At 65.0% G+C, this 14539-nt stretch carries 14 protein-coding genes and 1 riboswitch; of the genes, 6 read left to right on the top strand and 8 right to left on the bottom strand.

Annotated elements, in window-relative coordinates:
• Nucleotides 1-21: 21 nt before the first annotated feature.
• The gene (locus OKW43_RS26225; RefSeq protein WP_429450658.1) at nucleotides 22-453 is read left to right on the top strand and encodes a hypothetical protein; all 432 of its coding nucleotides are present in this window, start codon (nucleotides 22-24) and stop codon (nucleotides 451-453) included.
• A gap of 47 nt (nucleotides 454-500) precedes the next feature.
• Here OKW43_RS26225 and OKW43_RS26220 read toward each other — a convergent pair whose 3' ends face one another.
• Together OKW43_RS26220 and OKW43_RS26215 are read right to left on the bottom strand one after the other, a co-directional pair.
• Nucleotides 501-1778 (bottom strand): DUF3443 domain-containing protein, encoded by a 1278-nt coding sequence (locus OKW43_RS26220; RefSeq protein WP_429450656.1) that lies wholly within the window; start codon nucleotides 1776-1778, stop codon nucleotides 501-503.
• A gap of 69 nt (nucleotides 1779-1847) precedes the next feature.
• Entirely contained in the window at nucleotides 1848-2309 is a 462-nt protein-coding gene (locus OKW43_RS26215; RefSeq protein ID WP_429451790.1) for a DUF2844 domain-containing protein, read from the bottom strand.
• A gap of 352 nt (nucleotides 2310-2661) precedes the next feature.
• Here OKW43_RS26215 and bamC point away from each other — a divergent pair, with 352 nt between their 5' ends.
• Entirely contained in the window at nucleotides 2662-3906 is a 1245-nt protein-coding gene (gene bamC / locus OKW43_RS26210; protein ID WP_429450654.1) for an outer membrane protein assembly factor BamC, read from the top strand.
• 97 nt (nucleotides 3907-4003) lie between these two features.
• On the opposite strand, the gene OKW43_RS26205 is transcribed toward bamC, so the two are convergent.
• The 6 genes from OKW43_RS26205 to OKW43_RS26180 all read right to left on the bottom strand — a co-directional run bounded on the left by OKW43_RS26205 (nucleotide 4004) and on the right by OKW43_RS26180 (nucleotide 10813).
• Nucleotides 4004-4930, bottom strand: coding sequence for a DMT family transporter (locus tag OKW43_RS26205; protein WP_429450652.1), 927 nt, complete (start codon nucleotides 4928-4930; stop codon nucleotides 4004-4006).
• 304 nt (nucleotides 4931-5234) lie between these two features.
• Nucleotides 5235-6833: an L-lactate permease gene (locus tag OKW43_RS26200; protein WP_429450650.1), complete on the bottom strand. Its 1599-nt coding sequence runs from the start codon at nucleotides 6831-6833 to the stop codon at nucleotides 5235-5237.
• Nucleotides 6834-7129: 296 nt separating this feature from the next.
• Nucleotides 7130-7609: a hypothetical protein gene (locus OKW43_RS26195; protein ID WP_187634950.1), complete on the bottom strand. Its 480-nt coding sequence runs from the start codon at nucleotides 7607-7609 to the stop codon at nucleotides 7130-7132.
• Between the two features lie 132 nt (nucleotides 7610-7741).
• On the bottom strand, nucleotides 7742-7966 hold the full coding sequence (locus OKW43_RS26190) for a glycine zipper 2TM domain-containing protein (RefSeq protein WP_187634951.1): 225 nt from the start codon (nucleotides 7964-7966) through the stop codon (nucleotides 7742-7744).
• Nucleotides 7967-8131: 165 nt separating this feature from the next.
• Complete coding sequence (thiC, locus tag OKW43_RS26185) at nucleotides 8132-10063, bottom strand: phosphomethylpyrimidine synthase ThiC (RefSeq protein ID WP_187634952.1); 1932 nt, start codon at nucleotides 10061-10063, stop codon at nucleotides 8132-8134.
• An 89-nt stretch (nucleotides 10064-10152) separates the two neighbouring features.
• A riboswitch (TPP riboswitch) is annotated at nucleotides 10153-10270 on the bottom strand.
• A 141-nt stretch (nucleotides 10271-10411) separates the two neighbouring features.
• Nucleotides 10412-10813, bottom strand: a complete 402-nt coding sequence (locus OKW43_RS26180; RefSeq protein ID WP_187634965.1) for a GreA/GreB family elongation factor — start codon at nucleotides 10811-10813, stop codon at nucleotides 10412-10414.
• Nucleotides 10814-11426: 613 nt separating this feature from the next.
• Here OKW43_RS26180 and OKW43_RS26175 point away from each other — a divergent pair.
• The 4 genes from OKW43_RS26175 to OKW43_RS26160 all read left to right on the top strand — a co-directional run bounded on the left by OKW43_RS26175 (nucleotide 11427) and on the right by OKW43_RS26160 (nucleotide 14457).
• A complete protein-coding gene (locus tag OKW43_RS26175; RefSeq protein WP_187634953.1) occupies nucleotides 11427-11885 on the top strand; it encodes a hypothetical protein in 459 nt (152 codons plus the stop codon).
• Nucleotides 11886-12003: 118 nt separating this feature from the next.
• Nucleotides 12004-12876 (top strand): DUF1223 domain-containing protein, encoded by an 873-nt coding sequence (locus tag OKW43_RS26170; RefSeq protein ID WP_429450647.1) that lies wholly within the window; start codon nucleotides 12004-12006, stop codon nucleotides 12874-12876.
• A 48-nt stretch (nucleotides 12877-12924) separates the two neighbouring features.
• Complete coding sequence (locus OKW43_RS26165; RefSeq protein WP_429450645.1) at nucleotides 12925-13578, top strand: cytochrome b/b6 domain-containing protein; 654 nt, start codon at nucleotides 12925-12927, stop codon at nucleotides 13576-13578.
• A 75-nt stretch (nucleotides 13579-13653) separates the two neighbouring features.
• Entirely contained in the window at nucleotides 13654-14457 is an 804-nt protein-coding gene (locus OKW43_RS26160) for a molybdopterin-dependent oxidoreductase (protein ID WP_429451788.1), read from the top strand.
• The last annotated feature ends 82 nt before the right edge of the window (nucleotides 14458-14539 follow it).

Here is a 14539-nt window from a genome sequence, read left to right as displayed (position 1 = left end):
GCCTGGAACAACGGAACATCGATGAATATTCGCATCCTCTCCATCGCCTGTATCGCGAGCGCCGCGACGCTGCTGGCCGCCTGCACGATCGTCACCCGCAACTCCAGCGCATGCGAGCAATTGATGCGCAGCAAGCTGGCCGAGGCGTCGTCGGGGATGTCGTCGGATACCCTGCGGGTCACGCATCGCGGGGCCGCGATTCGCGGCTCGCGCGTCGTGGTGGAGGGGTCGATCGAGCATCTGGTGAGCGCGTCCGAGGTGGCGGCTTCCGCGGCGCTTGTCCCGTCGGCGTCGGACGTCAAGGTGGCCGCGAAGCCGGCCCAGCCGAAGAAGTTCAGCACACCGGCCGCCGCCGAATGCACGTTCCACGGTGAAGAGCTGGACGTATTCCGCTGGCTCGCGCCGGCGAAGCTCGCCACGCCGGCCGCGCAACCGGCTAGCGCGGCCGGCTGAGTTCGCAACCGCGCCACGCGCGTCGCCGCGCATCCACCCGATCGACCTCAGAACGCGTAATACGGCCCCTGGCCGGCCGACGTATTGCGCGCCGCAATCGCCGTGTAAATGCGTTTGCCGTAAAAGAACGGCAAGCCCCAGCCGAAGCCCTGACTCGAATTGCCGGCGAGATTGTCGAACGCGTTGTTCGTTGATGCGAACAGCGTGCTCGAATTGCCAATGTCGAACGACACCGTGCTCGACACGCCATCGATGCCGGTGATCGACGCGTTCGCCGACTGCGTCGAAGTCGGGCAGTACCAGAAGCCGCACAAGGGGAACTGCGTCGAGTGGAAGAAGAGGCCGTTCGAGCCGCTGTCGAGATAGCTCACCGCATAGGTCTGGCCGCCCGAGGCGGTCGTCACATAGCCGGTCGCCGCGTTCGCCTTGAGGACGTTCGTGCTCGTCAGCGTGTTGTTCGACTGGGTGCCGATGCCGAAGATCAGCGAGCCCGACGCGCCGGCCGCACCCGCATCGGCGACGGCCGGCAGGTCGATCACGACGCCGTTGTTGTCGAGCGGGAAGCTGCTGACCGGGTTGGTGACCTGCTGCGCGAGGGGTTGCGCGGTCGCGGTGCAGCCGCTCGTCGAGCAGCTGTAGTACCAGCGCGGCAACGCGGAATTCGAGCAGCCGCTGCCGCAGTCGACCGGGAACAGACCCACGCCGAGGATGCCGTTCGCGTGCAGGCTCGACACCGTCAGCAGCGACGCGCCGGAGTTGGCGCAGTCGATGGGCGCGGCGGGCAGCGCGGTATCGGCGATCACCTGGATCGGAATCGATGATGCCTGTTGGCCGGCCATACGCACGTCCGCGTTGCGCAGCGAGCCCCACGCGTAGCCGCTGCCGAACACCGCGCATTCGGCGCTCACGCCGCTGCCCGCGGCGATGGTCGGCAGCGCCAGGGTCGTCGGCAACGCGGAGGCGAGGATGCGCAGGCCGTTCGAGCCGGTGTCGACCTGGATGTCGTCGATCGTCGCGCAGTTGCTGGTGCCGGCCTGGCAGACGGTGACGCTTGTCGTCAGCATGTTGCGCGTATTGCCGGGCGAGACGCCGACCGTGACCGGCTGCACGTTGGGTGTGGTCGATTGCGGGACGTTCGCGCTCTGCGTGGTGTTCGACGCGCTCGTCGAACCGGTCGACGAGCTCGGCGTGCTCGCGGACGGCGTCGAGCCCGAGCCGGACGAGCCCGACGGGCTGGACGACGAACTGCCGCCTCCGCCGCCGCAGCCGACGAGGGCCGCGCAGACGATGACGAGCAGGGCATGGAAACGCAGGGCGGATTTCATGGCGTGGCGGTCCGACGGACGGAACTCAGGCGTGAAGGGGTGTGCGAGCGACGCGTGCGGGCGCACGCGTTACTGGATATCGTCGGCGGTGACGCCGGCGGGTAAAGCCGCCGGCAGCCACGCGCGTCCGACGTAGCCACGCATCGGTCCGCCCGACTCGACGATCACGTCCGGGCGCGTGACCCGCGACGCGTGCAGATTGCCGCTACTGGCCGCCGCCGAGGCGCCCGTCTTGTACGAGTCGCCGTATTTGCCGAGCAGCGCATGCAGATCCGGCATCGTCGGGCCTTGCCATGAATACGCGACGATCAGGCCGGTGCTGGTCGCATATTCGTTGATGGTCGTATTGCCGGCGTCGGTCCATGTGCGCTCGCGCAGTGCGCCATTGAGCAGCGTGCGCGGCGCGCTCGCGCCCGACACCGCCTGACTCGGCATCGTGCCACCTAATTCGGCATGGGCGCCGACGCTCGCGCAGCACGCGACGACGGCGATCGCCGATGCGATCGCGGATGGATTGAGACGCGACTGTATATGTGGCCTTCCTCGTTGGCGCCGGATTTTATTGAGACAGATCGTTTAACCTAGCACCGGTTTTTGGTGTTCTTTGCAAACCGCTGCGGACACGGCCGCCCGCGGTCGCAAAAATGAGCCGCATGCAGACCGGAAGCCCTTATTCGGCAGGTATCCGGCGAGATCGTGGGAACACTCCAGATGTCAACTCGAAAGCGTTATTGAGTGTTAAATTTACCTCATAAGAAGGTAAATAGCATAACGGGCGATTTGCGGGCAAACCCCAGTTTTTGCACACGCCTCGCCCGGACCGGTAAAATGTTGGGTTGATCCACGGAAACTTGCCGTGGCGTTGCGGAAGGATTCCCCGAACATGACTGATCTTCGTCTCACCAAGCGGTTTGCAGTAATGGTCGTGGCAGGCGGGCTGGTCGCCGGCTGCGGCACCTCGTCGCCGACCAAAATCGACTACAAGAGCGACTCCCGTTCGAAGCAGGTATCGCTTGCCGTACCGCCGAACATGATCGACGAGACGGCCGATCAACGTTCGCTGCCGCCGCAGGGCGGCGAAACCTCGCTGTCCACGCTGAAACAGGTGCAGGCCAAGGCGCCGGCCGGCGACGCGGTCGCGGTCGTGCCGCCCGTGCAGGGCATCCACATCCAGCGCGACGGCACCGAGAGCTGGCTCGTGCTCGACAACAAAACGCCCGATCAGGCCTGGCCGCAAATCCGCCGCTTCTGGCAAGAGCAGGGCTTCCTGCTCGTCGTCGACCAGCGCGACAAGGGCGTGATGGAAACCGACTGGAACGAAACCCACGCGCAGATCAACGACGGCTTTATCCGCAACACGCTGTCTAAGGCGATGGGCAACAGCTACGTGAACTCGGAGCGCAACAAGTACCGCACGCGCCTCGAAGCGGCGCCGAACGGCGGCACCTATGTGTTCGTGAGCCAGAAAGGCATGCGTGAGGCGATCACCGGCACGAACAGCGAATCGACGCAGTGGCAGCCCAAGCCGAACGACCCGGCACTCGAGCAGGAATATCTGAAGCGTCTGATGGCCTCGCTTGCGCGGGCCGATTCAGGTGCCAACGCGGGTACCAGCGCGGCTGGCGCGCAGAACGCCGAGCTGTCGCCTGCGGGCACGCAGATCGCGCCGAATGCGGCGACGGCGGGTGCGAAGTCGGCGGCGGCCGCGGTCGCCGCGCAGAATGTCGCGCTGTCGGCCCAGCAGCCGGTGCCGGACGCGGATTCGGCGAACACGTCGGCGCAGATCTCGTCGAGCGAACTCACACTCGGCGAGCCGTATGACCGCGCGTGGCTGCGCGTGGGCCTCGCGCTCGATCGCAGCAACTTCACGGTCGACGACCGCGACGTGAGCCGCGGCCTGTATTTCGTGCGCTATGTCGATCCGAAGGATATGTCGTCGGCCGAGCAGGGCTTCTGGAGCCAGATCTTCCACGGCAAGAAGGAGAAGGTCGCCAAACAATACCGCGTGAACGTGCGCGCGGTGACGCCGAACCAGACCCGCGTAGCCGTGGTAGACGACAAGGGGCAGCTCGACGAAAGCTCGCAGGCCAGGCAGATCATGAGCCTGATGGTCGACCAGTTGCACTGATAAGAGAGCCTTGCGGCCGACGCCGCCGGTTCGACAAAACCGTCCGGAGAAATCCGGGCGGTTTTTTTACGGCCAGGCATTTCGTCGCGACGGGCACTCAGGTATCCGCGCGCCGCGTCCCCACCCACGGCAGGCGCTTGACCACGCCGGTCGCCAACGCGGTGCCGACGAGAATCACCGCGCAACCTTCGAGCATCCCGGGCGACACCGTCTCGCCGAGAAACAACGCGCCCCATAGAATGCCGAAGATCGGAATCACGAAGGTCACGGTGATCGCGCGTGTCGGCCCGGCGACCGCGATCAGGTGGAAGAACAGCATGTACGCGACACCGGTACAGGCGACGCCGAGCGCGATCACCGCGCCCCACGCGCGTAGCGAGATCGACGCGGTGGGCCAGTAGATGATCGCGAGCGGCAGCAGCACGATCGTCGCGCCGATCATCGTGCCGGTCGCGACGGTCAGCGCGTCGACGCCGGTCAGGTGACGCTTCGTGTAGTTGGCGGCGATGCCATAGAGCAGCGTGGCACCGAGCGCGGCGCCGGCCGCGAGCGCGATGGTCAGCGGCGAGGCGGCCGAGCCGGCCGGCGCCGCGATCTGATCCCACACGAGCATCAGCACGCCGAGAAAACCGATCACGAGACCAAGCGTGCGCAACGCGCTGAGCCGGTCGCGCAACCACAGGAAGGCGACCAGCGCGCCCCACAGCGGCGCGCACGCATTGATCACCGACGTGACGCCCGCCGACAGCGTCAGCTCCGCATACGCGAACAGGCAGAACGGTGCCGCCGAATTGAGGACGCCGACCACCAGCAGCGGCAGCGCGCGCTCGCGCAACACCGTGGCGGACTGTTGCAGCGGCCGTCGCGCGATCAGCACGATCGCGAGAAAGAGGGCGCCGATGCCGACGCGCAGCGCCATCAGCGGCGCGACGCCGAAGTCGGTGACGCCGACGCGGATGAACAGGAACGACGCGCCCCACAGGGCGGCGAGGATCAGCAGTTGCAGCAGGTTTCTGGCTTTCATTGGAATGGCGCCGCGCGCAGTTGAGTCGGGACGTCAGCGCATCGTAACAGCGCGATCGCGCAAATCGTTTCATTGCGGGATGAAACGGCAAGATCCGGGAGACGGCCGGGTCCGATGAGGCCGATGGTAAGCGCCGCGAGGACACACGCCAAACGAGCAATTCTCACCGATATGTGAGAAAAAATACGCTCCGGCGGAGCTCCAATGAGGACGGGATTTCAAACGGGATTTCAAACAGCGCCCGCGAGGCGCGGGCGGCCGTGCGAAACAATGTGAATGGCATTGCGCCGTTATCGGTGCGGCCTCAGTGCGGAATCATCCACTGCAGGAAGTTCTGCTGCGCCCAGACGAGCACGCCGAGCAGCACCGTCAGCAGGATCGAATGCTTGAAGGTCCTGGCGAACACGATGCCTTCCTTGCCCTTCAACTCGGTGGTCGCGACGCCGGTCGAAATGTTCTGTGGCGAGATCATCTTGCCCATCACGCCGCCCGACGAGTTGGTCGCCGCCATCAGCACCGGATTCAGGTTGAGCTGATTGGCCGCGACCACCTGCAGATTGCCGAACAGTGCGTTGCCCGACGTATCGCTGCCCGACAGGAACACCGCGACCCAGCCGAGGAACGCCGACACGAGCGGAAACAGCGGCCCGACCGACGCAACGCCGAGACCGAGCGTGTAGTTGAGTCCCGAGTAGTTCATCAGATACGCGAGGCCGACGATCGTTGCCACGGTCAGAATGGCGATGCGCGTCTGCACCCACGTATCGGAGATCGACTTGCCGAACTCGGCGGGCGAGAGCCGCACGACGAACGCGGTGATGAGCGCCGCGACGAGGATGGCGGTGCCGGTCGCGAGCGGCTGGAAGTCCCAGATCGCGCCGTACGGCGTGTTGTACAGCGTGATGAACACGGCCTTGTCGAGACCCGGCCACGGCACCTTGATGTCGCCGATCGTGAAGATCCTCGCGAGCGTCCAGATGATCACGACGACCGACACGATGATCCACGGATACCAGCCTTGCACGCCGCCGATCTTGCCGCGCACGTCGTTGATGCGATCGACGTTGATCGCGAATTTCGGATCGGCGGCGGGCTTCCAGACGCGCAGGAACGCGACCGTGAGAATCAGCGAAATTAGCGAAGACAGCACGTCGGTCAGACTGTAGTTCACGAAGTTCGACACGACGAACTGGGTCAGCGCGAAACTCACGCCCGACACCAGCAGCACCGGCCAGATCCGCAGCATGTTGCGAAAGCCCGCGTACACGCCGATCACATAGAAGGGCAGCAGGACCGCAAAGAAAGGCAATTGACGCCCGACCATTTTCGCGAGCGTGTCGGACGGCAGATGCGTGACCGCGCCGAGCACCGTGATCGGTACACCGAGCGCGCCGAACGCGACCGGCGCGGTGTTGAAGATCAGCGAGAAGGTCAGCGCTTCGAGCGTTGGAAAGCCGAGCATGATCAGCAGCGAACTCGTGATCGCGACCGGCGTGCCGAATCCGGAAATGCCCTCGAGCAGCGCGCCGAACGAAAAGCCGACCACGACGAGCACGATGCGCCGGTCGTTCGGCAGGTTGTCGATCATCCACAGGCGGAAGGCCGCGAAGCGTCCCGAGCGCTGCGCGATGTTGTACAGCAGGATCGCGGTAAACACGATCCACATCACCGGCCAGCATGCGAACACGACGCCGGCTGCGACCGAGTTGAGCGCGAGCCCGACCGGAAACTGCCAGACGAAAATCGCCACGATCAAACCGATGATCAGTCCCGCGAGCGACGCTTGCCACGCGGGCCTGCGCGCCCAGCCGAGCAGCGCGAGCACGGCGATGATCGGCAGCGCGGCGACGATGAACGACGGAAAAAGCGAATTGCCAACCGGAGTGAGTAGTTGATGAAACATCACGTCTCCTTCGTTGTTGTGTAATTCGACGCGGGGGGACTGCGCATGACGGCGCGTCGCTGTGGCACGGCGGACGCTCGCAAGTGGCCTCGGCAAAGCGGCGTCGCCTGAGTTAAGCGGGTGCTGCGCGAAGCTTTCCAAGCATAGGGCGCCATACCGGCGCGTCAAGCCGGGAAAGTACGGGCGGGGTGGGCGCGCTGGCAGGCGAAGCGCGCGGAAAAACGGCTTACGAAGAAATGCGCGTGCCGGCAACTGCAGTGCCGGCGCGAGCACGCTTCACGACGACAGAGGACGCGTCAATGCCGGTGTCCGCCCCAATGACCGCCCCAGTGCCCGCCCCAATAACCGCCGACGCCGATCGCGATCGACGGTCCGTAATAGGCGGGGTAGCCGTAGTAAGCGGGGTAAGGATAAACCGGCGGCGGATAGTAGGCGGGATAGACCGGTGGTGCCGCATACACGGGCGGGGACACCGCATAAGCGGGCGGCTGATCCTGCGGCGCGACTTGCATTTGCGGCTGGGCTTGAGCTGCCTGCTGTGGATCGACCGCCGGTGCGGTTTGGTCGGCTGCGGTCGCGGGCGCGGTCGAGTAGTACGACGGGTAATAGGCGGCGGGATAGTAGCCGACGGGGTAATAACAGCCTGCCAAAAAGAGGCTCGACGCGAGCGTTGAAATTGCGGCGGCGGACCGCGCGAACCTCGCGGAACGAGGGGACGAAGCGCGTGGCGTCGAGAGGCGCACCGCGCAAAGATGGATGACGATGCGGGACTTCATGGCGCGCTCCCGGATGAACCGACGCCGCTTCGCGCGACATCGTTGTGAGGAGCTTACGCTCTTGCCGCGGCAAGCTGTGGCAAAACCGCAACCGCATATTTCAGTCTGTTTCCACGCTCACCGGACGTACGCTCACTTACCGACCTGATTACCGATGACACCGCCGACCGCGGCGCCGCCCAGCGTCGACCAGCCATTGCCGCCGATCGCCGCGCCAGCGGCGCCGCCGACGCCCGCGCCGATCGCGGTGTCGCGTGTACGCGGGGACATGTCGCCGCATGCCGCGAGGCCCGCGACCAGTGAAATGGCGGTTGCGACCGTGCCAAGACAAGTACCGAGTTGACGGATCGAATTCATGATGCTGCCTCCGTTCGTTGTTGGAAACGGGTGTCTCTTTCTCGCAGCACGCAACGTGCCTGCTCGATCCGGCGGAATAAAAAAAGCCCGCCATGTGGGCGGGCTTCGATACGGCTGCGCGGGCTCGCGCGAATCACGCAAGCCGCTTATTCGCACTATTCGCGCTTATTGCCGCTGATAAATCTCAGCGCCTTGCCTGATGAATTCGATGGACTTCACTTCCATGCCTTTCCTGAGCGCTTCGTCGTCGGTCACGCCTTGCTGCGCGGCGAACTCGCGCACGTCCTGGGTGATCTTCATCGAGCAGAAGTGCGGGCCGCACATCGAGCAGAAATGCGCGACCTTGGCCGAATCCTTCGGCAACGTTTCGTCGTGGAATTCGCGCGCCTTGTCCGGGTCGAGACCGAGATTGAACTGATCTTCCCAGCGGAATTCGAAGCGTGCCTTCGACAGAGCGTTGTCCCGCACTTGCGAGCCCGGATGACCCTTCGCGAGGTCCGCGGCATGCGCGGCGAGCTTGTACGTGATGATGCCGGTCTTCACGTCGTCCTTGTTCGGCAGACCGAGGTGTTCCTTCGGCGTCACGTAGCACAGCATCGCGGTGCCGAACCAGCCGATCATCGCAGCGCCAATGCCCGACGTGATGTGGTCGTAGCCCGGCGCGATGTCGGTGGTCAGCGGCCCGAGCGTGTAGAACGGTGCTTCGTCGCACCAGTCGAGTTGCAGGTCCATGTTCTCCTTGATCAACTGCATCGGCACATGGCCCGGACCTTCGATCATCACCTGCACGTCGTGCTTCCACGCGATCTGCGTGAGCTCGCCGAGCGTCTTCAGCTCGCCCAGTTGCGCTTCATCGTTCGCGTCGTAGATCGAGCCCGGGCGCAGGCCGTCGCCGAGCGAGAAGGCCACGTCGTACGCCTTCATGATTTCGCAGATATCTTCGAAATGCTCGTACAGGAAGCTTTCCTTGTGATGCGCGAGACACCACTTCGCCATGATCGAGCCGCCGCGCGACACGATGCCGGTCATCCGGTTCGCCGTGAGCGGCACGTATTGCAGACGCACACCCGCGTGGATCGTGAAGTAGTCGACCCCTTGCTCGGCCTGCTCGATCAGCGTGTCGCGGAAGATTTCCCACGTCAGATCTTCAGCCTTGCCGTTGACCTTTTCGAGCGCCTGATAAATCGGCACCGTGCCGATCGGCACCGGGCTGTTGCGGATGATCCATTCGCGCGTTTCATGAATGTGCTTGCCGGTCGACAGATCCATCACCGTGTCGCCGCCCCAGCGGATCGCCCACGTCATCTTGTCGACTTCCTCGCCAATCGACGACGTCACCGCCGAGTTGCCGATGTTCGCATTGACCTTCACGAGGAAGTTGCGGCCGATGATCATCGGCTCGCTTTCCGGGTGATTGATGTTGTTCGGGATGATCGCCCGGCCGCGCGCGATCTCCTCGCGCACGAACTCCGCGGTGATTTCGGTGAGGCCGTTCGGACCGAACGCGCTCGCGCCGAATGCCTGTCCAGGGTGCTGGCGGCCCATCATCGCGGCGAGCTTCGCGCCGTTCGGGCCGCTCGTCTTCAGGCTCTCCAGATACTCGGCGCGGCGCTGGTTTTCGCGAATCGCGATGTATTCCATTTCCGGCGTGACGATGCCTTGTTTCGCGTAGTGCATCTGCGTCACGTTCGCGCCGGCGATCGCGCGGCGCGGCGTGCGATGCAGTCCCGGAAAACGCAGCTGCGCGGTGGCCGGATCGGCGGCGCGCTCGCGGCTGAAGCTGCTCGACAGACCGCTCAGCGGCTCGGTATCGCCGCGCTCCTCGATCCACGCCTGACGCAGCGCGGGCAAGCCCGCGCGGATGTCGATCTTCGCGTCCGGGTCGGAGTACGGGCCCGACGTGTCGTACACGTAGATCGGCGGATTCTTTTCGCCGCCGAAGCTGTCGGGCGTGTCGGCCTGCGAGATTTCGCGCATCGGCACGCGGATGTCCGGGCGCGAGCCGCTCACGTAGACCTTGCGCGAATTCGGCAACGGCGCGACGGCCGCCTCGTCCACGTGGGCTTCGGCGGAAATAAACTTCGGATTGGCGTTCATGTAAGTCTCCGTACAAAGTGGGGCGGCTAAGCAGGAGACTGAGATGGAAGTGGTCGGAAATCGCGCAGAGGTGAGGCCGTCGAGGCTGGGTGCGAAATCCGTACGCTTCCCTGCGCTGGCATTATCCAGATCAGGTTCAAAGGGTATTTCTCACCCACGCAACACGGACCTCCAGCTCCGCGCTACGCAGGACCCCCGCGTTAGCAGCGCACACGATACACCGCCCGCGCACGGTTTGGCAACCTGTCCGAATGGATCAAAAGATTGATCCAGACGACGTCACACGCCCCTTATTCTTAATTTGAGAACGCATCGGACAGGGCAACTTACAGTGGCAGAACAGCCGGCTTACAGCGAAAAATCGTCGGCGGCTTCGGGCTGATACAGGATCTTGTGGAGCTTGAGCACTTTCTGATCGCCGCTGGGTGGCGTGAAGCGGATGCTCTCGCCGCGGCGCGCGCCGAGCAGCGCGAGGCCTGCCGGCGAGAACACGTTCAGGCGTCCTTGCGCGAAATCCGCGTTCGGCGGATAGACGACGGTCCACGTCATCTGCTCGCCGCTCGCCGTGTCGATCAGCGTCGCTTGCGAGTTCATCGTGACGACGTCGGCGGGGATGTCGTGCGAGTCGACGATCACCGCGCGTTCGAGCACGTCGTCGAGCATGTGCTGCAGCTTGGCGTCGGCGGCCGCGAGTTTCTCGAGGCGGGTCACGTCGAGTTCGGTCAGATAGCAGGTTTTGATCTTCTTCATCATCAGAACTCCAGATAAGACCGGTGAAGAAAGGCCGCATGCAACGACCCAACCGGGGTGGTTGGCGGATCAGTGAGCGAATGGGAAAGCCCGGAGCCCGGCGACGCGGCCCTGGGTGTCAGCGGGCTACATCAGCGAGGGCGCCGGGCGGCGTGAAGCGGGAGCGTTGGGGACGTCTCGCCGGCGCTGTGCGGGGCGCCGCTCGCGCGCGCGCAGCCGCCTGCGCGGCGTGGGCGCAAGCGGGCGAGAGCACGAAAAGTCGGACGGCGCAGAGAAGTCACGGGCAAAACAACCAGGTGTCGACAGAAGAGCGAATCGGAGGTGTCGCGGAGGTGTCGCGCGACAAAACCGGAGGTCGCGCGGCAGCAGCGAGACGAAAGGTTCATGTTAGCACGCTGTCTCGCGCACTTCTGTTCGCGGCGTCGCGCACCATCGATTTGTCGTTTTTGCGCGGTGCCAGATGAAAGTGACGGGGTCCGCATTGCGTTCAAGCCAGTCGGAAGATTGCCGTTAAAGAAAGTGCAGCGAAGGCCGCGCTCCGGCGAAGCGATTCGCGGGATGGCGCATGAAGGGCGCGAGGCGACTCGCGCCGGTTGACCGGAGTGAGGTGCACATGAAAGCGGAAAGAAGGCGGTGGCGAACGGTCGGTCGCACGATCGCGGTGGCGGCGTTGCTCGCCGCGCCGCTGGCGGCGCCGGCGGCATCGACGGTGACGGGCGGGGTGATCCGCTTCGTAGGCAGGATCGTCGCGCCGCAGATGCAGTTCAGCATGGATACGGCGCCCACGGGCGTCGCTGTCGATAGCGTGAGCGTGGCGGGAGAGCGCTTCTCGCGCACGGTGACGTTCAGCGCGCCACCGGGTGTCGTCAGCGGGGCCGACGTCGCGCTCGAAGTGAACGGCAACACGCAGTCGCGCGATCGGGTGGCGGCGCGTTTCGTCGATGCCACCGGGCACGTCACGACGGCCCGCGACGGCCACTACGCGGTCGGTCGCGCGGGCGGGCTGCTGTCGCTGAACGCGCAGCGTACTAATATCGACACGCGCGTCACGGTGGTGGTCAGTTACGACTGAGTCGCCGGCGAGAGTTCGCTCGCGCACCCCACGCCGCCCACGCCGGAAAAAATTAAAAGAGCCTGTCATAACCGGCCGCGCGGTTCGACAAACGTGCACATTACGATCGGAGCACGTCATGTCGACCGCGCACAGTCGCTCGATACTTCAGCGCTTTACGTCTTTTTCGGCACCCGCTGCCGGTCTCGCGCTGCTTCTGCTGAGCGGTTCTGGCATCAGTGCGGCCGACGCGGCCGGTCCCCAGTGCGCCACGCACAGCCCCGCGCACAGGATGGCGCTGGTCGAGCTGTACAGCAGCGAGGGCTGCGACAGCTGCCCGCCCGCCGACCGCTGGCTCGGTCAATGGAAAAGCGCGGGCGCCGCGCACGGCGTCGTGCCGCTCGCGCTGCACGTCGACTACTGGAACAGCCTCGGCTGGACCGACCGCTTTTCACAGCATCGCTTCACCGAACGTCAACAGACGCTGACCCATCTCGGGGGCGCGCACACGATCTATACGCCGGAAGTCTTCGTCGCGGGCCGCGAGCTGCGCGACTGGTCGCGACGCGACAGTTTCGAGCGCCGCATCGACGAGCTCGTCGCGGAACCCGCGCAGGCGAGCGTCGCGCTCGCGCTGAGCCCGCATGCGCCAGGCGCGTTCGATGTCGATGCGCAGTTCAGCAGCACGGCCGCAGCCACCGCGGGTCCGTTGAGCGCCTATCTCGCGGTCTATGAGAACGCGCTGACCTCGCAGGTCGGCGCGGGCGAAAACCGCGGCGCGACGCTGCATCACGAGCGCGTCGTGCGTGCGTGGTTCGGGCCCGTGCCGCTCGTCGCGGGTCATGCGCGGATTCGGCAGGATATCGACGTACACGATGCGCCGGACGACGTGAAAGCCGCCCCGATCACCAACGTCGACGCCGCCGCCGATCGCTTCGGCGTGGTCGCCTTCGTCGAAAGCGACGCGAGCGGCGAAGTGCTGCAAGCGACCGACCTTACCGCGTGCCGTTGATCGACATCGCGCACGCCGCATTTTCCACCGCTGCTCGAGGAGAGCCCCATGGCCATGCCCCACGCGTTGCGCCCCAGCGCACCCGCCGCGCCCGCCGCGCCCGCCGCACCGAAGCGCGGCGTCATTCACCCGCTGTGGCTGCGCATCACACATTGGCTGAACGCGCTCGCCGCGATCGTGATGATGCTGTCGGGCTGGCGCATCTACGACGCGTCGCCGATCTTCCCGGCGTTCAGCTTTCCGGCCGCGATCACGCTGGGCGGCTGGCTCGGCGGCGCGCTGCAATGGCACTTCGCGGGGATGTGGCTGCTGGTGATCAACGGCCTCGTGTATATCGCGCTGAATCTCGCGAGCGGCCGTTTCTGGCGCAAGTTTCTACCGCTGACGCCGCGCACGGTGCTGCGCGATTTCGTCGCCGCGTTGCGCGGGAAGCTGTCGCACGACGATCTGCGCGTGTACAACGCGGTACAGAAATTCGCCTATCTGTTCGTGATCGCCGATCTGATCGTGCTCGTGCTGTCGGGGCTCGCGATCTGGAAGTCGGTGCAGTTTCCGCTGCTGCGCGAACTGATGGGCGGCTACGACAACGCGCGCGTCGTGCACTTCAGCGCGATGTCGCTGCTGGCCGCGTTTCTTGCCGTGCATCTGGCGATGGTCGCGCTGGTGCCGCGTTCGCTGCTCGCGATGCTGCGCGGACGTTGAGCCGCGGCCAATCCTGCTGATGCACAACCAAACGCAACGCGAACCCGTTACGGAGAGCGAATCATGGACAAGCCGATAGAAAAGCCGATTGACAAGCCGGCGGGCCGACCCGCGCAGCGAGTCAGCCACACGCTCGACCGCGCATCGATCCTGCTCGACGCGAAGCGCGAACTGGCGATGCCGTCGCGGCGCCTGTTCGGCAAGCAGCTATTGACGCTCGGCGGCCTGTCGATGCTGACCGGCTGCTCGTTGAGCGACGACGCTTCCGTGAACCGTTTTCTCACCGCGGTGTCGCGGCTGAACGATCGCGCGCAGGCTGCGCTGTTCGATCCGAAGCAGCTCGCGCCGACCTACACCGAAGCGCAGATCACGCGGCCGTTTCCATTCAACGCGTATTACGGCATCGACGACGTGCCGCACGTCGACGGCTCGGACTATCAATTGAAGCTGAGCGGCCTCGTAACCGGCCAGCGCGTGTGGACGCTGCCCGAGCTGTACGCGCTGCCGCATGCGGAGCAGATCACGCGACATATCTGCGTGGAAGGCTGGAGCGCGATCGGCCGCTGGGGCGGCACGCCATTCAGCGATTTTCTGCGGCGCGTCGGCGCGGACACGACGGCGAAGTACGTCGGCTTCAAATGCGCGGACGACTACTACGAAAGCATCGACATGCCGACCGCTTTGCATCCGCAAACGCTGCTGACGTTTTCCTACGACGGCGAACGGCTGCCCGCGCAATACGGCTACCCGATGAAGCTGCGCATGCCGACCAAGCTCGGCTACAAGAATCCGAAGCACATCGTCGAAATATTCGTCACCAACACGTATCCCGGCGGCTATTGGGTCGACCAGGGCTACAACTGGTTCGGAGGCTCCTGACGCATGCGGGCGCACGCTCGCTTGCGGCAGCGGCTTCGGAAGCACGCCGGCTGTCGCCGGCTTCGATTCATCCACTACCAAG

Source organism: Paraburkholderia sp. WC7.3g (genome assembly GCF_050436345.1).
Taxonomy (GTDB): domain Bacteria; phylum Pseudomonadota; class Gammaproteobacteria; order Burkholderiales; family Burkholderiaceae; genus Paraburkholderia; species Paraburkholderia podalyriae.
Note: the sequence above shows the minus strand (reverse complement) of the source record. Positions and strands in the feature narration are given on the sequence as shown.